This is a genomic window from Rhizobium leguminosarum bv. trifolii WSM2297 (genome assembly GCF_000271845.1).
The window spans coordinates 4,446,600-4,468,171 of sequence record NZ_JH719395.1 but is presented as its reverse complement, the minus strand read 5'-3'; the positions used below and the strand labels follow the sequence as shown (position 1 = coordinate 4,468,171).

General features: G+C 54.4%; 16 protein-coding genes and 2 pseudogenes. 1 reads left to right on the top strand and 17 read right to left on the bottom strand.

Features of this window, described 5'->3' with window-relative positions; genetic code table 11:
• Window positions 1-38: 38 nt before the first annotated feature.
• Window positions 39-1,627 (top strand): annotated as a pseudogene (gene tnpC, locus RLEG4DRAFT_RS36795) (IS66 family transposase).
• 593 nt (window positions 1,628-2,220) lie between these two features.
• On the opposite strand, the pseudogene RLEG4DRAFT_RS39635 reads toward tnpC, so the two are convergent.
• The 17 genes and pseudogenes from RLEG4DRAFT_RS39635 to RLEG4DRAFT_RS36710 form a co-directional block, all read right to left on the bottom strand.
• Window positions 2,221-2,697 (bottom strand): annotated as a pseudogene (locus tag RLEG4DRAFT_RS39635) (transposase); the annotation flags it as partial.
• Window positions 2,698-2,894: 197 nt separating this feature from the next.
• Window positions 2,895-4,160 (bottom strand): hypothetical protein, encoded by a 1,266-nt coding sequence (locus RLEG4DRAFT_RS36785; protein WP_003584436.1) that lies wholly within the window; start codon window positions 4,158-4,160, stop codon window positions 2,895-2,897.
• Window positions 4,161-4,359: 199 nt separating this feature from the next.
• Entirely contained in the window at window positions 4,360-5,409 is a 1,050-nt protein-coding gene (locus tag RLEG4DRAFT_RS36780) for an acyltransferase family protein (RefSeq protein ID WP_171898264.1), read from the bottom strand.
• Window positions 5,410-5,628: 219 nt separating this feature from the next.
• Window positions 5,629-6,075 carry a CBS domain-containing protein gene (locus RLEG4DRAFT_RS36775; RefSeq protein WP_037094571.1) on the bottom strand — a complete coding sequence of 149 codons (447 nt, stop codon included), beginning with the start codon at window positions 6,073-6,075 and terminating at the stop codon, window positions 5,629-5,631.
• The gene (gene kdsA / locus RLEG4DRAFT_RS36770) at window positions 6,056-6,940 is read right to left on the bottom strand and encodes a 3-deoxy-8-phosphooctulonate synthase (RefSeq protein ID WP_003584433.1); all 885 of its coding nucleotides are present in this window, start codon (window positions 6,938-6,940) and stop codon (window positions 6,056-6,058) included. Before kdsA ends, RLEG4DRAFT_RS36775 begins: the two co-directional genes overlap by 20 nt.
• Window positions 6,933-8,570, bottom strand: a complete 1,638-nt coding sequence (locus RLEG4DRAFT_RS38195; RefSeq protein WP_003584432.1) for a polysaccharide biosynthesis PFTS motif protein — start codon at window positions 8,568-8,570, stop codon at window positions 6,933-6,935. The genes kdsA and RLEG4DRAFT_RS38195 overlap by 8 nt, the downstream gene beginning before the upstream one ends.
• On the bottom strand, window positions 8,567-9,064 hold the full coding sequence (locus RLEG4DRAFT_RS36760; protein ID WP_003584431.1) for a GNAT family N-acetyltransferase: 498 nt from the start codon (window positions 9,062-9,064) through the stop codon (window positions 8,567-8,569). Before RLEG4DRAFT_RS36760 ends, RLEG4DRAFT_RS38195 begins: the two co-directional genes overlap by 4 nt.
• A 9-nt stretch (window positions 9,065-9,073) precedes the next feature.
• On the bottom strand, window positions 9,074-10,123 hold the full coding sequence (gene pseI, locus RLEG4DRAFT_RS36755; protein ID WP_003584430.1) for a pseudaminic acid synthase: 1,050 nt from the start codon (window positions 10,121-10,123) through the stop codon (window positions 9,074-9,076).
• 132 nt (window positions 10,124-10,255) lie between these two features.
• The gene (pseG, locus tag RLEG4DRAFT_RS36750) at window positions 10,256-11,800 is read right to left on the bottom strand and encodes a UDP-2,4-diacetamido-2,4,6-trideoxy-beta-L-altropyranose hydrolase (RefSeq protein WP_003584429.1); all 1,545 of its coding nucleotides are present in this window, start codon (window positions 11,798-11,800) and stop codon (window positions 10,256-10,258) included.
• A gap of 38 nt (window positions 11,801-11,838) precedes the next feature.
• Window positions 11,839-13,866: an aminotransferase class III-fold pyridoxal phosphate-dependent enzyme gene (locus tag RLEG4DRAFT_RS36745; protein ID WP_003584428.1), complete on the bottom strand. Its 2,028-nt coding sequence runs from the start codon at window positions 13,864-13,866 to the stop codon at window positions 11,839-11,841.
• Window positions 13,867-13,904: 38 nt separating this feature from the next.
• Window positions 13,905-14,747, bottom strand: a complete 843-nt coding sequence (locus RLEG4DRAFT_RS36740; RefSeq protein WP_003584427.1) for an aldo/keto reductase — start codon at window positions 14,745-14,747, stop codon at window positions 13,905-13,907.
• On the bottom strand, window positions 14,744-15,919 hold the full coding sequence (gene pseC, locus RLEG4DRAFT_RS36735) for a UDP-4-amino-4,6-dideoxy-N-acetyl-beta-L-altrosamine transaminase (RefSeq protein WP_003584426.1): 1,176 nt from the start codon (window positions 15,917-15,919) through the stop codon (window positions 14,744-14,746). Before pseC ends, RLEG4DRAFT_RS36740 begins: the two co-directional genes overlap by 4 nt.
• A 94-nt stretch (window positions 15,920-16,013) precedes the next feature.
• A complete protein-coding gene (locus RLEG4DRAFT_RS36730; RefSeq protein ID WP_003584425.1) occupies window positions 16,014-17,243 on the bottom strand; it encodes a glycosyltransferase family 4 protein in 1,230 nt (409 codons plus the stop codon).
• 59 nt (window positions 17,244-17,302) lie between these two features.
• Window positions 17,303-18,277: a glycosyltransferase family 2 protein gene (locus RLEG4DRAFT_RS36725; RefSeq protein WP_003584424.1), complete on the bottom strand. Its 975-nt coding sequence runs from the start codon at window positions 18,275-18,277 to the stop codon at window positions 17,303-17,305.
• Entirely contained in the window at window positions 18,274-19,437 is a 1,164-nt protein-coding gene (wecB, locus tag RLEG4DRAFT_RS36720) for a non-hydrolyzing UDP-N-acetylglucosamine 2-epimerase (protein WP_003584423.1), read from the bottom strand. The genes RLEG4DRAFT_RS36725 and wecB overlap by 4 nt, the downstream gene beginning before the upstream one ends.
• Before the next feature lie 8 nt (window positions 19,438-19,445).
• The gene (locus RLEG4DRAFT_RS36715; RefSeq protein WP_003584422.1) at window positions 19,446-20,516 is read right to left on the bottom strand and encodes a polysaccharide biosynthesis protein; all 1,071 of its coding nucleotides are present in this window, start codon (window positions 20,514-20,516) and stop codon (window positions 19,446-19,448) included.
• 21 nt (window positions 20,517-20,537) lie between these two features.
• A complete protein-coding gene (locus RLEG4DRAFT_RS36710) occupies window positions 20,538-21,452 on the bottom strand; it encodes a dTDP-4-dehydrorhamnose reductase family protein (protein ID WP_003584421.1) in 915 nt (304 codons plus the stop codon).
• Between the last annotated feature and the right edge of the window lie 120 nt (window positions 21,453-21,572).

Below are 21,572 nucleotides of genomic sequence, written 5' to 3'. Positions count from 1 at the left end.
CGATTGACGCGCAGGGGCGGTTCAGATTCAAGAATCTGATGACTCGCACCGGCGAACCGAGCATTGCAGAACTGATGGCGCAATTGGCAGCCAATGCTGCCGAAATCGCTGCGCTCAAAGCCGAGAAGGAAGCGCTCTCGCAGCGGGTCGTCAAGCTTGAGGAGGAGCTGGCGCTTGCAAAGCTGCATCGCTTTGCACCCCGCAGCGAAAAGCACGTTGATCGCCTCTTCAACGAAGCCGAAGAGGCTGCCGACGAAGATGACAGCGGCGACAGTGATGACGTTGTCGATCTCCCGGACACGGGCCTGCCGGCGGTCGAGAGCGCCGTGGGAAAAAAGCGCGGCCGTAGACCTCTGCCGGAAGACCTGCCGCGTGAGCGTGTCGAATATGACCTTCCCGACGATCAGAAGGCTTGCCCGTGCTGCGATAGTCAAATGCATCGCATGGGCGAGGCCGTTACCGAGCAGCTTCATATCGAAGTCAAGGCAAAGGTCCTGCAGAACGTCCGGTTCAAATATGCCTGCCGCCATTGCGACCGCACCGGGATCAACACCCCCGTCGTGATCGCACCGATGCCGACGCAGCCCCTGCCGGGCAGCATCGCTACCGCTTCGACGCTAGCCTTCGCGCTCGTCCACAAATACGTCGATGGCACACCGCTCTACCGCGTGGCGCAGACATTTGAGCGGGCCGGCGTGCCGATCAGCCGCGGCGCTCTCGCTCACTGGGTCATCGGTTCAAGCGAGAAGCATCTGCATCGCATCTATGACGCTCTGAAACTGCGGTTGCGATCGCAGCCTCTCATTCATGGCGATGAGACGACAGTCCAGGTCCTGAAGGAAAAGGACAAGGAGGCCACCAGCACATCGTATATGTGGGCTTATCGCAGTGGCGAGGATAGTGACCAGCCAATCGTACTGCTCGATTATCAGCCCGGCCGAGGCCAGATCCACCCCCAGACCTTCCTCGGTGACTACCGCGGCATATTGGTGACCGATGGCTACACCGCGTGGCGCACATTGCATGGCGCAACCCATGTCGGATGCATGCTCATTCACGACGGCGCTTCGTCGAGGCTCTCAAAACCCGGAAGAATGGAGGCGGACCGCCGGAACAGGCACTCCGGTTCTTCGAGCAGCTCTACCGGATCGAAAAGCAGGCAAGAGACAAAACCCCAGATGCCGGTGAGACGACGGCTGATTGCATTCGCCGTTTCCGCCAACAGCACAGCTTGCCTGTCCTGAACGCCCTAAAGGCCTGGCTCGACGCCATCGCGCCGAAGGTCGTGCCGGATACCAAGCTCGGCGACGCCGTCTCCTACACCCTGAACCAATGGGATTACCTGACACGCTACACCAGCGACGGCAGGATCCCGATCGATAACAACATTCTGGAACGCGAAATCAGAGTTTTTGCCACCGGAAGAAAATCGTGGCTGTTCAGCGACACCGCCGACGGAGCCAAGGCCAGCGCAGTGGTCTACAGTTTGATGCTGACTTGCCGCGCCTGTGGCGTCGACCCACTCGCCTGGCTGCGCTACGTGCTCACTGAGTTGCCGCAGCGGGACGAAAGGGCCGACATCGTCGACCTGCTGCCGTTCAACTTCGCCAGAACCGAAGCCGCCTGACACAATACGGTTCCAAACGTTGATCCGATGCCAATCAACGGGTTGGCGTCAACGTGCAGCGAAAATCGCGCTTACGTGGAATCCGCCAGTTCCTCGTCGATGAACAATGCGATCCCGAGATGATCGAGCGCGTCATGGCAGATGAGCTAAGCCGCAAGTCCTAAACCGCGCCTCGTAGACGCAAAAAATGCATTCGTCGGACGCTCACGAACCTCCAATGTAGTGTCCATGGAGAAACTCCTTGTCGCTCGTCCATGAAACGTCGATCACAGATCAGCCGACAGCAGGCAATGTGGGGGCAGAACAGCGGTTACAGCGCTCTGATGTCCGTTGTCATTGCTTTAGGCATGAGGAACCGACCGCCCAAACGAACGGCTGTTCGGATGATCGCGTATGGGTGGAGGCGGAACTCAAGGACGTCGGTGATCAAGCTCTGATGCGCGGGTTGGATACCGCATTCCCGATAATGCGTCCGGGGCTGTTCCTATCTTACTGCGGGCGTCGGACAATGCCGGCCATAAAGCGTCTGAAGGATGTTCCCCTGCCGTTGTCCCGCCTCCGCCCATGCGCGAGGTGAAGTTCGCTGCGGTGACCTATGTCCTTGCCTGCGCCTCCATTGCAACGGCCCACATGAAGCCGGCCAATTCTCGGGCAATTGCGGTGCAAACCACCGTCGTCCGCTTTCCCCGTGCGACCAGCAGGCGATATCGAGTCGTCAACCGGCTCTGAGCTTTCCACGCGATCTCTCTGACTGCCGGCGGCACTACCTCGAGGCGGTATAGCTTTCTCGCGCCGACTTTCGGCGGGTAGCGATAAGTCCACGCGCTCTCGACCAGCATATGCCGAACCCGACCGTTGCCTGCCTTTGTGATCAAGCCCCGCCTGACCGTCTCGCCCGTTGATCACTCACCAGGGACCAGGCAGAGATAGCCCATCAGTTGGCGAGGGCTATCAAATCGGCTCACGTCACCGACTTCCGTGGCGAATGTAACGGCGACGATCAGATCCACCCCTCGCAGCGTCTGCAGCGCTCGGATGACCGGAGCCAGAGACCAACTCGGGACGAACTTGCGCAAATACTCGGTCAGAAACTGAAGCGACCTCTTCAGGTCAGTGGCGGCTTCGATCCCGAACTTTTTATCCGCTTAGCGGTTGCTGCCCATCACACCATGAATTTCTTCATGAGAAGATAGCCAGCTACCGTGACGGAGAAATATTCTCGCAAGAAATAGATGGACGGGAAGGACTTCTACTTAGTATCAGCAGCTCATGTCTTCAAATCATCCACGATCGCATCTGTTATTGACGATGGGATTGCCAGTCCCACAAAGAACCAAAACAGCTGGGCGCCAGCAAAATTTGCGGCGAGAGAAATAGAGAAAAGTGCAACCAACAAAGCAAGATCTTGAAGAGCGAAGGAATTTTTGGTCCAGATTAATCCGTGTCGCGTCGAGCGGCTTGTACAGGTAATTAAAAAAAGCACGCCCAGAAAGATGACGAATCCGGTGCGCACTTGGTATATCAGTGTGAATATTGAGAGGCGCTCCTGCGAATAGATATCAATCAGCTGCGGGATGAGATGGCTTGTCAACTCGGCCGATCCGACAATGCTTTCAATCCATTCAAGAAATGCCATAAGCTCAGCTTTGTGCTGGGGAGCCAGCGTCACGCCAATATCGATAATTCTGGTCATCACGCTCACAACGAACGTCTGGGGATTGAACATGAATATAGACGTCAAACCTGGAAAGAGTGCAATGTAAGCGATGACAAGGCCTACAAACATAAATGCAAAGCGTAAGGCGCTGGACCGCTGGCGCTCACTCCCTCTGTAGACAGTCAGCAAAACGATCAGGGCCACTCCGAGATAGACTGCTTTAGCAAGAGTAAGAACGGCTACAGCGCCAAGCGAAATGTCCAACCACACCGATCGCTCTTCGTCACTCGACAGGGTCAGAGCCAAGGTCACAAGTACAATTAGGCACGCAAATGGATTAGAATGAAATAATCCTACGGGACGCCCCTGGACGTGCTGAGCCATTAGGTCTTGTGCCGGTACAAGGAATGTCGGAAACGGGGTCAGCGGTATTTCTGAGCCACCGGCAGTATTGAGATATTGTGTCCATTCCCCCACTCCGACCACCTGTAGAAACATCAATACGCCGCTGGCAAGCGTCAAGAGCTGAAGAGTACACGTGGTCCGTTTTAGATCATATCGAGATACCAGCGCCCCTGCAAAGAGAAAGAGAATACAGAGTAAGTCGACGTACAATTCTCTAGCGCCTAGTAACGCCCCGGCGACAAATGAGATAATAAGAGCTGCAATAAATACCAAGTTGCCACGGGATGCGGCTAAGGCAAGACTGACCGCGAAGCCAATGGATGCTAAATGGCATCCTCTCCCAGCCAGCATCAGCCAATCTCTTGTTTGTGCTGTCAATACGTTGGCTGCTATAGCAGTAATGATAAAAACCGGAACAAATAACCTCGCAAGGTCGAATCCGGTGCGAGCTCGCGCTTCCAAGTAAGTCACTATATTCGCCTCCCCCGCTGGATGTCTTTACGTTCTAGTTTCATCAATACCTCTCGGTTAGGTAATCCACGGTGGTCGAAATACCAGCTGCATACAAAAACACAGATCAGACAGCATTTTCTTGCTTCAATCTGGGTTGTAAATCGCTGGAGACTAATCGACCGGCGCCGCGGTGGAAAGACCACCTTTCAGAACTTCATTACTTTGATTGAGACAAACCGGCTGCAGTTGGAGAGGCCGTTTCCGTAGGAGGCGGGGTCAGAAAGCGTCGTGCAGGTCTTTCGATAAATTTCCAACATAAATACGCGATCGAAATCGCTACAACGGGGAATATCGCCGGAACACCTGACTTCTTGGCGAACTCAAACGCAATCCAGTGCGTAAGGTAAAGCGAGTAGCTGATGTTCCCGAGAAACATCGCAAGAGGTAAGAGCAAAGCTGGTAGCTTTGCAGACCACGCGAAATAAACCGCGCCACCGGCGAGTCCCGTCAGCAGCAGATATGTGAAACCGGCAGCCAATACGTCTCCCCGCGAAATGAGTGAGAAGCCAAATACCAGGGATAAGCATACCAGCGATAGCCCGAGATCTAAGTGCGAGTTGATTCTGTGCGATCGATATATCAAAAAGCCGACCCCGAAAAATGGCGCAAATGTCAAAGGCATGATGTATTGGCCCCAAAATTCGGGAGCCGAAGACTCCGGAAGAGATTTCAGCAACGCATACTGTGCCAACAGAAGAAGCACCACCCATGACGCAATTGCTCGTGTCGACATAACCGAGCATAGCAACGCCAAAACCGGAAAAAGCAAGTAGAATACAATCTCTATCCCGAGAGACCACGCACCCGTTGTCGTCGACAGTATCCCCGGCATATGCAAAGCAAACAGTCCAGAAGCGGTCAGAAAGCTCTTCTTCCACATATAGTCGAAAGAGGCGCCCTGCTGGAAATGGACGAAAACCATGCCGAATAAGGTGACAGCCGCAAGGAGGGGAATTACCCGGGCAAACCTGAGCACGTAGAATTTCAGTAAACGCTCTCTCGAGATAACATCATGGAACTCTTCGGCATGCGTGTGGAGTAATACCACCGCAGAGAGAATAAAGAAGGTGTAGACACCGAATGTGCCCATACTGCTGATGACAAACTGGTGCCCCCAGGCCAAGTAGTGGTACAAAGCCACCGACACCGCGCATATACCGCGCAACAGATGGAGTGATGGAATAAATTTTCGTGAAGGGCTACGCATGGTATAGGTCACCGATGATTGACGGGAACTCATACCAACTAGCGGCAGCCGTGTCCTTGCAAATTTCCGCATCGTCCGTATTAGCTATTGTAGATGCGGCGCTGTATCGGCCGCGCCAACCGACCCGCCATTTTGCCTTATTCTGGCTGGGATTTGTTGGGGTGGGCACGATCTGTCGCGCGGGTTGAAATTGCCAAAGATCGCGACAGTGTCGGACATCTACGACCGCGCCGCGGGCGAAAATTCCTTGACACCCAGGAGGACTTGCATGACCCGATGAAGATGGAGAAGGCCTTCCAGCCGACCGTCCGCGTCAACAACAGGCAGGTCCCAAACCCGTCTATCCTCCATCACTTGGATGGCATCCATAAGGCTCGCATCTGCACTCACTGTCACGGGATGACGAGTAGCGTGATCCAGTGCATCATCGCCGAACAGGGCTGAGAAGGGACGTTGATCCGACAAAAGCCGGCGGCGGATGTCGCCATCGGTTACAACCCCTAAAAGCATCATACCTGGGTCCGTAATACAAACGATGCCGAGTTTGCTGCGGCCCATTTCTTCCAGAGCTGTCTTGAATATCGTTTGCATCGATACCACCGGAAAATCTCCGATTGGCATTGCCAGTTCCGATACGCGGAAATCCTTAAATGGACGGGTGGACATTGTCTTCTCCATGTTGGTCCAGGATCGAGAGCCTTGCTTCATGCATGGCAATGGCCTGTGACAACACCAATTCCAAATACCTTAAATCCAAAACGGTGTTCGGGTCAGACAACGCATTATCGGGATCGTCATGCGTTTCCATAAAAAGCGCATCGATACCACCGCCGACGGCGGCGCGCACTAGGAATGGAATGAATTCGCGCTGGCCACCGGAAAGATTGCCCATCGACGTCGGCATTTGCACCGAGTGGGTGGCGTCAAAGCAAACCGGATAGCCCGTTTTGGCCATGATCGGAAAACAGGTCATGTCGTTGACCAACATGTTATAGCCGAGAAAAGTTCCACGATCGGTCAGGAGGATCTGATCGCAGCCGAAGGATTCGAGCTTGCGGACCGAGTTTCGCATATTCCAGGGACTCATGAATTGTCCCTTTTTGAGATGAACGGGACGCCCTGCCTCGGCGGCTGCCCGCAGAATGGAAGTTTGCCGGCACAAATAAGCGGGGACCTGGACTAAATCGCAGACTTCACCCGTTGCGGCCGCCCAAGATGGGTCCGAAAAATCTGACACCACCGGAACCCCGAATTCGTTGCGGATATCCGAGAGAATTCTCATGCCGTCTTCAAGCCCGACGCCGTGAAAACTTGTTGCCGATGAACGCGAATCCTTATCGTAGCAGGACTTGTAGATCCAAGGCATGTTCAATCGATCGCACACAGCCGCAATGGCTTCCGCCATTTTGAATGCGTGATCCCTGCTTTCGATTGCACATGGACCGCCAATATAGACCAGCGGCAGGCCTCGGCCGATCCTTACACGGCGAACATCGCCATATCCAATTTCGATAATGCGCCGTTCATTCATTCTGCCTACTCCCATCGACGGGGCCATGTACCATCGCGTTTTTTTGAATCCAAGCGTTAAGTTCGCCGGCCGTCTTCAATATCTCGATTCCATGCGCGGCGCGATCGTCAGCTTCTACGAGACCTGTCGGATCATAATAGCATGATGGCTTGTTCATCGTGCGAGCGATAATGGCCGTCGATGTAAACGGCATGCTCACCACACAATCCGAACCCGCAATGACGTGCTGGGCAGCCAAAGAAGGCTCGATGGATACGATGCGGTCCGCATTTCCCAACCGGTCGAGAACTTTCGCATAATGCGAGTGGACATTCCTGCCTATGTTGCGTTTTCTCTTCCAGAGAACCTGAACTTCGCTAGCTTGCGCACCTGCGACGACATCCTCGGCAAATCGGATCGCCGTGTCGGGCGTGTAGTATTCCATACTTAACGCAAAACTTTGATAGATGGAGTCCCGCATCGGCTGAACGTCAAACACAGCGACCTTCGCGCCGGTCAAGGATGGAATTTCCGCATCGGCGTCGGAGAACCAGATGGGACCCACAATCTGAATGTCAGCATTCAGACCGAGACGGCGAATGAAATCCTTCTGATATTTGTCCCACACGAGGTAGGTTGACCAACTGCACAGTTCCCAATGGTTGCTTTGACGAGGATATCCATAAGGATTTTTGAAGACCTCGCAGTTTGTCGAATAGAAGTAAAACAGGACGCGGCTACCGGCCGCCTCGGCGAAGTAAGTCCAGATTGGCCTATACAGCCATCCGGAATTGTTGATCAGATAATCCCGTGGAAGACGATCGGGCGATACAGCCTTTATATCCGCGGCCCTTGCGGCCTCGCGAAGCAAAAGGACATGCCACCACCGACCCCGCAGTGCTCCGGCCACAGCGAGATAAATGAGGCTGCAATAGCGCCACGCCAGCCTGCGCCATTCATCGAATCCTGCGGGTAGCGGCTGCGGCTGTCGGACAAAACGCAAGGGCAGATTGCCCGCCGGCGTCGGCGCCGGCGATCCGATGCTGTGTGTCAGCGCTTGCAAGGCTGGAGCACGAGAAGTCCAAGACGCATACCAGGAGAATATATCATAGCTGGGCTGCTGGCGTCTCGGCAGTTGGCCGGCTGAGATGCCAGCAAAATAGGCAGTGTCGCCCATCGGCACCGCGTCCCCCCGCGCCAGGGCAGTCATCAACGTCCGGCATATAGCGAAAAGCCCATAACAGAACATTGCAACCAGAAAAGCCATCCAAAGCAACCGGCAGCGAAGGTTCGACACCGGAAATCCATGCGCAACGAGCGCTCGCCGCCAAACCGCGGGAAGCGGGTGAACTATGGAATGTCCCGCGTGACTGGAGGCAGCCAGAAGCTTTCTGTTCAGCGACTTCTCCGCGATTGTAATCAACAAGTATTGACGGATGACCTTGTCGGCAAATGGCAGCGACGGGCCGAAGAACGAAATGGAAGCATTGCCGGCCACACCGATTTCGGTATGGGCCAGTGCGTTCTTGATATTATCGACTTTTGCAAGGTCTCCCGTGTCCCTGAGTCGACGGTAACCCCGCATATAGCGACGAACGGCCTGTCGCTGACGACGGGCAAGCATTTTTTCGACGGTGCGTCGCAACCTCATAGAGTGAGCACCATGCTGAGCGTCGATGCAGAGGGAGAAATCTCCTCGCATTCCTCAAATAGGAAACCGATCTTTTCGTATGCCCTTATGGCCGCGATATTGTTGGTTTCGACCCCGAGAACGATTTTGCGGATGCGACGACGATCCTTAAGCCAGGAGTTGGCCGCCTGGATCGCTTCGCCGGCAATTCCCTTACCGCGAGCTGAGGGCTCGCCGATGAAAATGCCCATGGTCGCCACAAATTCCTTTTCGGAAATCGGCTCATACTTCAGATTTCCGATATGGTCACCCGATGTCCGCTCAAATATTCCGAGAAACAAAACGTCTTCGCGCGCTTGCCTCTCTGCGATATAGCGTCGCAGATCGTCCGTTTCGTTCATTAAGTCGCTGGAGTAGATTCTCTCGGACGCGGGACCGCGAAACCAATCGAGATACCGTTGCGTCGCATCTTCCTGCCGCAGGGGCCGCAGGAACAGCCGCTGTGTCGCTATCATCTACGGTCCCTATCCTATTAATTCCCACGACATCGGCGTGCCTATGGACAGATCGCGATTTGCCTTTCGCCCCAAAACGGCTGCGAAATCGCGCGGAGGCAATCCTTGCCCAGGCCGAACGATGCGGATATTTTCCGTCGTAAAAACCTCGCCAGCATGAATCTCACGCGCAACATAGAGCGACCGCCGGAATACAAGCGATTTCTGCTCTGCCTCTGTCGGCCCGTAGGCCACGGCGCCAAGTGCTTGCCAAGCACGCTCCGTCTCCAACACGAGGCTATTCATTTCCTCCGGCTCAAGGGAAAAGGCGCTGTCGATGCCGCCATCGGCCCGTCGCAGAGTAAAGTGCTTTTCCACCACCGTCGCCCCGTGCGCCACTGCTGCCACCGCCACGCCGACGCCCATCGTGTGATCGGAGAGACCGACTTGGCAATCGAAAAGCGCCGACATATGCGGTATCGTCAGAATGTTGCTGTTCTGTGGTGTTGCCGGATAGGTGCTCGTGCACTTCAGGAGGATGAGATCCTTGCAACCTGCGGCCCGTGCAGTCCGAACAGCCTCGTCCAATTCTGCAATCGTCGCCATTCCTGTGGAGATGATCAGAGGTTTTCCCGTGGCTGCGGCCCTTCTTATCAGCGGAAGGTGGTTGTTCTCGAAAGAAGCGATCTTGAATGCCGGAACATCCAGGCCAACCAGAAAGTCCACTGCCGTCTCGTCGAAAGGCGAACTGAAGCATTGCATCCCGCGATCGCGGGCCCTCGCCATAATCGGCGCATGCCACTCCCAGGGCGTGTAGGCCTCCGCATACAGATCATGGAGGTTCTTGCCTGCCCAGGGGCTGCCAGAATCTGAAATCTCGAAGTTGCCGCCACGCACATTGAGCGTAATCGTATCGGGTGTATATGTCTGCAGCTTCAGAACGTGCGCACCAGCGTCCGCAGCGGCGTCTACGATCGACAGCGCTCTATCCAGCGACCGATTATGATTCCCGGACATTTCCGCGATGATGACCGGAGCGTGTTCGGGCCCGACAAACCGATCGCCGATTTTTATCGTCATCGAATTCTCCATTGGGTCTGTTGGGATAGCGTTTTCACCTCCCCGCGAGGCCGTTATAGGAACAGGTGCAATAGTCAAATCATGCACGCTTGTAAAGCAAACCCAAGCTGGATGCGCCAAAGGCTCTTACGCTCAAAGGACCAACCTCAAGCGCAAAAATGGGGTTGATTCTTCGACAGTATCAAACTGCAGCCCGCGGAAAACCTTCAAGGATCCGAAATTGTCGTGGTGAATTTCCGCATAAAGGGCTTTTATCCCCTGTTTCTGTGCGAAATCCAGTGCCTTTCCCAGCGCGCGCGCCCCCAGCCCAGTTCCACGATGGGCAAGATCGATGCATATACTGACTTCTGCCGTCTGCCCATCTTCACTTCGATCCAGACGAATATGCCCCACCGGCACAGAATCAACCTCAAAAATCAGAAGATGACGTTTCCGATCTTCCAATGCCATTCTGAACCACGCGATGTGCGCATTGATATCTCCCCTTTGTGGGGATCTGTAATAGCGTTCCGCTCCTCCGCCCCGCCTCCAATTCCAAATGGCCGGGGCGTCGTCCAGAGTTGCATCACGCAGAATCAGCCGCTGAGACATGATTACGTGGGCCACTCGCTCGGCCCCCACCCCCTCACAGATGGTGGACGCTCGTTCACTGTAGAAGTTAAGGACATCGGGATCGCTGAGTCTCGTCAGAGCATCCCGAAGTTTGATCTGCCAGTCCATAGCCTGGGCATCTCCAAGTGCAATACCTGCGTATGCGGCGTCTAGCGCGATCATTCCAGCTCGCTGGTTCTCCGCAAACGTAAGCAGCAGCGACGGAACACCGAGTACGCATCTCTCCCAGACACTTGTTCCGGCTGCACCGATCGCGGCGTCGCAGCCGACGAGCAATTCAGCCATATCGGCCACTCCTGAAAGGACGTCTACCGGGATCGGGGCAGTCCTCGCACGCTGCAATACGTCAGCAAAATGCGGCGCCTGTGCTCCCAAAACAATCGTGATCCTCTGAACCAAAAAGGGCCGCTGTTCCAAAAGGTAGGCAAGGACCTTACCGCTGCAATTATCTGGATCGGTAGCGCCAAATGCAATGAGCAAATGCTGAAGGCTTTGTCCTCGCCGCCTGGACAAGGAACGCGATCTGGCTTGAGCAAATTCAGGTCGGATGAGTGCAAACAGCGGGCCAATCAACCGCTTGCACCCGCTTGACAAGAGATGATCATATTCTTCGACTTGCCGGCCGAAGTTTTGGTTAAGAACGATATCGCACAACAGCGGCCTGTCCGCGAGATCGTCTATGACTAACACGTCGCAACCCATTGGAACCGCGTTCTTCGCCCATCCAGATCCTAGTGCGTAACTATCGACAATCACCCTTTCAGGCTGGATCGCTTTCATAATCTCTCGGCATTCGAGAGCATCCGCTTGTTCGTGGAACGCCTCCTCCTGCGTACTTTCCAAATCGATGGCGGGCTGCGGAACCAACAGAAGACGGTGAACCTCAAAACCCCTTTCAGCCACAACTGAAATGAGATTTCCCTCAAGTTCCCGGCAGATAAAGTGCGAACGATATCCAAAGTTGCGAAGCGTTTCCGCCAAGGTGATGCAACGCATCATATGTCCGCTACCAATCGATATTGAACCATCGCAGCGGAAAACAAGAACTCCGGAATTTCCCGACATTCAAAATTCTCTCGTGGGGCACCGACCCAGGTCCATCATCAGTTCAGGCGCTTGAAACCGCCATGGGCAACAGGTCCGTTCAAAAGATCCACGACGTTCCGTCCGTCTTCGCATTCCTTGATAAGCCTAAAGACCGGCGCCAGCTTCTCGAAGAAGGTTTCAATAACGTCAGGCGTATGAACGATCGAGCTATATATGCTGTTACCCGCAAGATAGCCCTTGGCGAGCATCTCCTGGGTGATCAGCGTCTTGTAGGCGAGCGCATTATCGCTTCTGACGGTGAAGCCACACAGTGAAGGAAGACCCCAATGATCAATCACAAGCCGATAATCATCCGCCAGCTGCTGCCATCTGCGCCGAATGTCAAGCCCGGTCGCGGTAATGACCTCCCAAGAACGCTCACGCTCCATGACTTCTAATGTCTTGAGCGCCGCAGCCGAACCGATGCGCTCGGTCCAGAAGGTGGAGGAGATAAAGGTCGATTGCGCCGCTTCCATGATCGCACGACGGCCGATCACGGCCGTAATCGCGTAGCCGTTGCCTATTGTTTTGCCAAATGTAGCCATATCGGGCTCAACGCCGTAAATCTTATGGAGCCCCCCGAAACTCTGTCTGAAACCGGAAGTGCATTCATCGAAGATCAGCACCAGATTTTTCTGCGAGGCGACGTCTCGGACATGCTCTAGAAAGCCTTCCTGCGGCCCTGAATTTCTGGACACTTCCATGAAGATAACTCCAACTTCCGGATCGGATACCGCCTCGTCGAACTCGGCAATCGAGTTGTAAGAGAACGGGCAAATCGATCCGCGCAATTCCTGCGGAACACCGCGAGGTTCCAGTCCTGGCAAGAGATGGCCGGCCAGCACACGATCGTTTCCGAGATTTGCAGCCAGATACCAGTCGTGCCAGCCATGATAACCGCAGAATGCGACCTTATCCCGCCCGCTAGCTGCTCGCGCAATCCGTATCGCGACCGCGTTCGCTTCTCCGCCCGAACGGCAAAACCGAGCCATGTCTGCCCATGGGTGGATATGGATGAGACGCTCCGCGAGATAGACTTCCTCGGGCGCATTCAGCGTTGACATGTTGCCGTCGGCGATCACGGCCAAGACAGCAGCATCCACTTCCGGATGACCGTATCCAAGAGTGTTCGTTCCGACACCAAACAAGAAAGTATCGATGTACATATTTCCGTCCAGATCCCAGACCGTGTGTCCTTTCGCCTTGCTGAAATAGGCCGGCCATTGACCTGGAAGAAACATTTCAGCCCGTTTCGACAGGAGCATGTTTCCGCCTGGGATAACATCCTTTGCTCGCTTCCAGAGTTTCTGCCCGCTGCGCATGGTCAACCCTTCGTTTCTCGCTATGCCGCTGTTCAATTGAAAGAGTTCCGGCCGATCGATCTTGAGCTGGAGGATGTCTTGCCAAGTAAAATCGATATCAGGCCCCAAGTGAGCCAAAACTGCATCTGCAACCTGAAGATCTCCCACTTCATCCACTGTCCAGCGTTCTGAGGAATGATCGTACTCGTTGCTGACATTGATCGTTTTGAACAAACCGCTTTCCCGTAGGTAGGGAGTGACGTGTTCACGGTGCGCGAGCTCTGTCGCTTCGAGATGTGCGCGTTGAAGAGCGGAGAATCCGAAAACTTCCACATCAAGGCCATCAGGAAAAGTCGGCGGCGCAATGTTGGAGGCGTAGTCTGCGGCGCACGAAACAAACGTGTCGATGACCGTATCGAGCACCGCAGGATCGATGAATGGGCAGTCGCCCGTTACCCTGACCACGACATCGGCTTGGTGCTCCTTTGCGGCATCGAAATATCGCTTAAGGACATCGCCTTCGGAGCCACGGAAGACCTTGTATCCGTTCGCATCCAAAAACCGCGCAAGAACATCGTCAGCAGGCCCCTCCGGGATTGCCACGACCAACTCATGCAATCTTAGTGATTGCGCCATTCGTTTCATCAGCACTGAAATCAGCGGCTGGCCTGAAATCTCTCGAAGCACCTTGCCCGGAAGACGCGACGATCCCATTCTTGCTTGGACAACTGCAACAACTTTCATGTCAATCCACTCCATCCGCCGTGCGATGCGGAAAAAATTCAACTATTCCAGAGGCTTGGGTTTATCATGAACTGATCGTCGCTCGCCAAAATTTGGGGAACGCTTTCCGTCAACGGATTGACCGACAGTACTTCTTCCATCTGCTCCGTATTCACAAGACCTACGATCACGCGGTCGACCAGCGGGTTTGCAAGTGCGAATCCAAGGCAAGCCTCAACGGGCGTAAGACCAACCTTTCTTAACCAGTTCTCATATTGCTCCCACAATGGCTGCCAGCGCGCGAACCGAGCCGGGCGCGCCGACGACGGCATAACTAGCAAGCCCTGCAGAAATACTGAACGCACATGGATTTCAACTTCCATGTCCTTCAATCTCTGCAACCAGCCACTTCGCTCCATCCGACGGTCGAAAATGTTATGGGGCAATTGGACGATATCAGGCCGAAAAACTGGAATAATCGCATCAAGGTCGGAAGGATCGTAGACCGACACTCCAATCTTCTTCACCACTTCTGCCGTCCGCAATTGCTCCATAGCATCCTGGAGACCGGCGCCCTGATCTGCAAGCAGTTCATAAGGACGATGCAACAAGAGCCCATGCAGACTTGAGATGCGCAACCTTGAAAGCGACGATCTCACTTCATTTGCAAGATCGGGGCCATCAACGCCACCGATCTTGGTGACGATGTCGAAACCTTCGATCCCGACCTCGCCCAATATCATCTCGGCATCCCCATAGGCTGTGGCAGTGTCTATGGTGCGAATGCCGTGTTGGCGTGCCCGCGCTATAATGAGCGCTACCTCTTCTTCCGTGGGTTGACCTATGGTGTTGGACACACCATAGGTCAACCCAAACTGCGCAGTTCCCAGGCTCAGCTTCATCCAACAAGTTCTCGAAGCGCTTCGATGACCATTGCCAGCTCATCGTCGGACAGATCAAAATAAAGCGGAATGCTCAGCGCTTGGCCATAGAAATCCGCCGAGTTTGGATAGTCCGAAGTCTTGAAACCGAGATCGCGATAATAGGGCTGACTGGTAACCGGGATATAGTGGACCTGCGATCCTATATTGCGGGCTCTCAGCGCGCGCATAAGTTCCCCGCGTCCCATACCGATGGCTTCGAAATCTATCCGCACAACATAGATATGCAGCCCGCTCCGATCACGCCCTTCCCTCGGCTGAGCAGGGCGCAGATTTTTGAAATCACTGAAAGCATCATCATAGAGCTTGGCGAGCTGCCGCCGCCTTGAAATAAATCGGTCGAGCTTTTTGAACTGCGAAAGTCCAAGGGCACATTGGATATCGGTGATGCGGTAGTTGTAACCGACTTCCAGCATCTCGTAGTACCAGGGATTGGCCTCGCCGCCCTCAAACGCATCTTCGGCATAGATGAACGGATCGTCCAACTTATTGATGCCGTGGCTGCGGAGTCTCAGGAGGCGCTTATAAGAATCTTCGCTATTGGTCGTGATCATGCCGCCTTCGCCGGCAGCAATAGCCTTGACGGGGTGGAACGAAAACACCGTCATGTCGGAGAAACTGTTATTTCCGATTCTTCCGCCGTCCGGATAGTTTCCGCCAAGCGCGTGCGCGGCGTCTTCTATGACGGAAACGCCGAACCCATCGGCAACTCTGCGAATTTCGGCCATGTCACAGGCGAGTCCGCCGTAGTGAACCGGCATGACGGCTTTGACATTGCTGTTCATCGCTAGCACCTGCTTTAGCTTTGCCGGATCTATGTTGACAGTGGCCGGATCGATGTCGGCAAACAGCGGAGCAGCTCCATTGTAAAGCGCAGCGTTGGCGCTGGCCACGAAGGTTATCGGCGAGGTCACCAGAGCTGTGCCAGGTTCGGCGCCGGCGACCGCGGCAGCAAGATGAAGTCCCGAAGTCGCGCTGGAAACGGCCACCGCGAATCTTGACCCCGTATAGGCAGCCACGGCATTCTCGAACGCGCTTACCATCGGCCCTTGTGTAAGAAATCCATCGCGCAGCAGGTCGGCAACGGCCTTGATGTCGCTTTCGTCGATATGATGACGGCCGTAGGGGATCATGCTTTATGTCCTTGTACCTGTAGTTCCGCATCAAAGTCGCTGACGGCGACGTCCGCAGTCTTTGCAGTTCCGCAGCCCTTTCCACGCCACCGCTTCAAGATCGCGAACCACTTTCTGCTACCTCTTTAAGCAATGTTGTGAGACGGTCAAGGAGTTCATCCCGTCCAAAGTTCTTTCGGAAGTAGTGCTGTCCTCGCTCTCCCATCTCCGCGCGCTCGCGTTTGGAAAGCGATGCCATTTTCAGGACCGCACCAGCCAGGCTCTCGGCGTCTCCTGCTGGGACGGCAAATCCCGCTCCGCTTTCGGATACAATTTCGGCGACCTCACCATCAATCGCGGTGATCATCGGTCTGCCGCTCGAAAGATAGGATTGAATTTTGGTTGGAATGGTCATGCTGAAGATCTCGACCCGGCGCAAGGTCGCCAACAAAACATCGGCGTTATGGTAAAATTCCGGCATCGCACCGAACGGATAACGTCCGAGCAGATGAAAGTTCGCCTGGAGACCGGCTTCTGCGACCCGTTCACGCACCCACTGAAGCGCATCGCCCTCTCCCACGACAATCCAGTGGATATCCGATCGTGCGGACAAACGCCGGGCTGCCTCGACGATTGTGCCGAAATCTTGTGAAAATCCCACATTGCCAGTAAATACGATCCGAAATCCCTCGGGAAGAGGCGGGAGACTGATGGCTACCAAATCCGCAGGCAGAACAGGCGGCTCCCATTGGGGCATATAATAAACGCGATCGTGTGAAAACTTCCCGACCTTTTTTATATGCCCGATAAACCGCCGAGATTGTCCCAAGATGATGTCGCACCGTCTATAGATCCATCTGGTGAAGCTTCCGACCAATGCGATCAGATACCGGTTCGACACTCGCCCGGACGCAAAAAGACTATCGGGCCAGAGATCCATCACCCAGAGCACGAGCGGGACGCTCAGTAGTTTTTTGGCAACAATGGCGGGCAGTACCTGTGTGATCGGCGACACCATCCAGCAAAAGACGATATCGGCCTTTCTGCGGCGAAACAGCATGATCATGGAACAGAAAAGTGCGAAGCTGATATAATTCAAAGTTAGCTTGATGCCGTCGGACTGGCCTCTCGGCAACAACGGGCTGCGAATAATTTCTATCCCGTTCCACTCCTCCCTATAAGGCCCCCGAAACAATGAATAGGTCGGGAGCAGTTTGCCACCCGGATAGTTGGGCAGACCGGTGACAACAACAACTTCGTGGCCGCGTTCCTTCAATCCCAAGACGATATCGTTAGCGCGAAAGTCCTCTGGCCAAAAATACTGGGAGACGAACAGAATGCGCATGGCCCGTTGATATCCTTATAATGTACAACCGGCTTTTAGTCCGATAGGATAGGTATGCGTTACTTCCAGATTCCATCGACTGAATTGAGCCTGCCGCTCATGACTAGGACAAGACCCTTGAGATTCCCCAGAAAGCGTCGGAAACCGCTGCTTTCCCTCTGCTGAACGGATTGCGCTATGTTAAAGAAGCATTGCCCGAGAAGCGCCCATGAAAGAGCCATGGCGGAAAAAGTTCCCATCTTCCTAGTGAAGTATATACGATTCACGACCTGCTGCACGCCGAGCGTAAATTGTTTCGACGCCATCACTGGTCGAGGCCAATGCCATACCCGGGCAGCCGCAACAACCCAGAGTTTGTGATTTCGCGACACACGATAGCTGTAGTCCACATCCTCGAGAAACCCGTGGCCGATATACCATTCATCGTAACGATGCTGCTCGATTACTTTCCGCCGCCAAAGCGTGGCGCCACCATATAGCCAGTCGGTGTCAATGTCTTCGGAGGGAACCGCGATAGACGAAGCAAAGCCTGATCGTAGCAACCGACCCTGCCGCTTCGCGTTCAATAGAAAGAAGTCGGCAGCGGCTCCGAAAGCAGACTGTCTCAAAGGCTGATTGACGATGGTGAAGGCTGCGCCGCCAACATCCGGCCCCGCGGCACTCCAGAATTCTTTCATCTTGCTGGTGGCATCTGGTTCGAGTTCGAGATCGTCGTCGAGATAGCCGGCAATCGTAATCCCGTCATCTAGCGTTGCCATTCCAGCGTTGCGTTGCTTGGCGAGCGACGGAGGATATACGCGGACATACGTTAGTGGAAGATCGGCGAATTCGTCGCATATCGCCCTTATCGGTGGCTCGCTTGCATCGACGATAATTACCTGATCGGGTGCCTCGCCTTGCGTCCGAAGGCTTTCGAAAAGTTTCCGCAGATCGTCAGGGCGATCCTTGGTGGGGACCACATATGCTATTCTATCTCGCACAACCATCTTCCCTGCGTGGGCCATCTGTCCCGGCGTCAGTCCGTAATCGATCACTTCGACCAAACCGTCCGGTTAATGTACCCGGTGTAACTCAAGATTATCCGGACCACTTTGCGCGCTACATCTTCGATCATGTAGTCGCGTGGCGCGATCAGCGGCGCGGCGCGGCCGTCAGCAATATCCGTCGCCTGAGATGTGACGACTGAGACACTGTCGCACAGGCGCTCCGGATCCAGGCCGCTCATAATGAGGGTGCCCACATCCATTCCCTCCGGCCGCTCGTGCGCCTCTCGGATCATAACCGCGGGAAAGCCGAGAATGGAGGCCTCCTCGGTCAGCGTCCCGCTGTCCGAAACCACACAGAAAGCCTCCTGCTGCAATTTCACATAGTCGAGAAAGCCAAGTGGTTTCATAAAGCGAACCCGAGGCGATCTCTCGAGCTCGGCACCGCCCAAGCGGTTGCGCGTACGCGGGTGAGTGGAAACGATGATTTCCTTTTCAAACCGCTCGGCAAGCATATCAAGTCCGTCGAGAAGCATAAGCAGTTTCTCAGGTGAATCTACATTCTCCTCGCGATGGCTGGACACGACGAAATATCCGCCTCGATCGAGCGAGAGTTTTTCCAATATAGTCGATGCTGCGATCGCCTGTTGATGATACGCCAAAACTTCCGGCATCGAAGACCCTATCACGAACGTCAGCTCCGGCTTGATCCCCTCTGACAGAAGGTAACGCCGTGCATGCTCCGTCAGCGTCATATTGACATCGCTGAGATGATCGACGATCCGGCGATTGATTTCCTCCGGCACTCTCTGGTCGAAGCAACGGTTGCCCGCCTCCATGTGAAAGACCGGAATTTTCAGCCGTTTGGCTGCGATGACCGACAGGCAACTGTTGGTATCGCCGTAGAGAAGAATGGCGTCCGGCCTGATCTCACGTAATAGGGCATCGCTCTTGGCGATGACTGATCCGATCGTATCCGCAGCAGTCGTGCCGGCAGCATTTAGAAAATGATCCGGCTTGCGAATACCTAAGTCTTCGAAGAAAACTTCATTCAGCTCGTAATCGTAGTTTTGGCCGGTATGAACGATCACATGATCGACATAGCGATCCAACTCATTGATAACACGACTCAGTTTGATAATTTCGGGGCGCGTCCCAACGATGGTCGCAACCTTCAAACGCGACCTCGATACTTCCAGTGATCTGGGCATGGCCGATCTCAGCGCAGAAGCTCAGAGGTATCGGCAAAATCACGCTGTTCGACCAGCAGTTTATGCCGCTCAAGCAAGCTCCTGGTTTCGGTCAGTGTCATCACCGTGTCGCCGGAACTGAACTCCTTTCCGAGAATGGACTTATCCGGTGAATCCCGCTGCAGTTCTGGCAGCATGGGAAGAATTGCCATGAAATTCCCGCGGATGATGGTATGATCGCACTCTTCCTCTGATACCATAAGCTCGTGCATTTTCTCGCCAGGGCGAATACCGACGATTTTGGTCGCTATATTGCGTTCGCCAATCAAGGCCTTGGCGATGTCGAGAACAGTGGCGGACGGTGCACGGGGGACGACGATCTCACCCGGGAACGCTCGTTCAATCGCTTCAAAGACAGTATCGACGGCTTGGTCGAGCGTCAGCAAAAAACGCGTCATTTCCGGAACCGTCAATGTCACCGGACCGCCATTCTTGATTTGCTCATGAAAGACGGGAATGACGGAACCGCGCGACGCAAGCACGTTGCCATAACGAACACCCACGAAACGGGTCTTCTCCGCCAAGACATTGCCAGCAATGAAAATCCGCTCATGAATGGCTTTCGTCATACCCATCACATTAACGGGTTTGCATGCCTTATCGGTGGACACGCCGATCACGACTTCTGGTGTCGACATACGCTCGCGGACGGAGCGAACGATATTTACCGGCCCTTCACAGTTAGTCATGACGGCCTGTTCCGGAAAATACTCGCAGGTCGGCACCTGCTTCAAAGCTGCCGCATTGATGACGATATCGACATCGCGCATTGCAGCACACACATCTGCGTAGGAACGAACGTCACCAATGCGGAACTCCAGCATATTCAGGAAGTTGCGATAGATAACCTCATCGGTACTTGCACCCCTGCTGAGATAGGAAAGGCGCATCTCATGCTGCTTCCCCTCATCTCGGCTCATCACGATGACTTTTTTCGGATTGCCACGCTCCCCCGAAATAATCCGACGAACAAGACTTTTGCCAAGCGAGCCGGTTCCGCCGGTAATGAGGATTCGCTTTTCTTCCAGTATGTTTTTCATGCGATCTTCTTTCTAGCAATCTCAGACCGACGTTGTGTTCAACGCTTGTCTATCTCTGATCAGTCGGGCCAATTCTTCAAGCATCGCGTCCCAGCATGGCGGGCTGTAGCCAGTCTTTTCAGCCAAGCGGTCATTTAAAAGACTTCGGTCGCAATGAAAACTACTGTCGGGCACAACTCTTACGTCCGTCCGCCCCATTTTCTCGGATAAGGATAAAAGCAGGTCATACTTCGCGATGGGCTGGGAGGCTGCGTTGTAAATGCCGCTGAGTGTCCCGAGACGCGGTGTCAGGAAATCCACGAGACGGGCTGCCTCCGTAGTCGTAATCCCCGTGAAGATTGCGCGGCTATAACCTTTTATCTCGCCGGTCTGCCTGAGAAACCATTCGACAAGGCTCGTCTTTCTATGCAACTCCAAACCGATTATGGAAGTTCGCAAAGTGATGCAGTGGTCGTCAGCGACCTCCCCCAACAGCTTCGTTCGGCCATAGAGATCGACAGCATCGGGAATGTCTGTTTCGGAATACCCCCCCTTGTCGCCCCTGAACACGCAATCCGTGCTGAAATGTATGAAGTAAGCACCGACAGAGCGGCAATAATCAGCGAGTCTATGAGGAAGAACGGAGTTTATCTCGATACTGACTAAGGCTTCCGATGCCGCATCTCTTTGCTTGACGATGCCGGCAGCGTTGACGACCAAATCCGGAGAGAACTCCGACATCACCTCACAAACGCGCGACGGATCGCGCAAGTCCACCTGATCGAACGCATTTGACCGATCGAATATTCCATAGACCTCGTACTCGGCCAGCGCACGTCTGACCGTCACCTTGACTGTATGACAATCACGAAGCGACAACAGCAACCGGTGGCCCAACATCCCGTCGCCGCCCAATATCAGTATCCGCATGATTTTATCACCGCTCGGTTTTTCCACATTTCGCGACCTCGATGACGCATGCGCATGTTCAAATGAACCGTGCAAATTGTTTCCACTACATGAGAAATCAAAGCCGCGCAAACAACAAGCCGATCGGCGTTTTCTTTGCTTGATCTC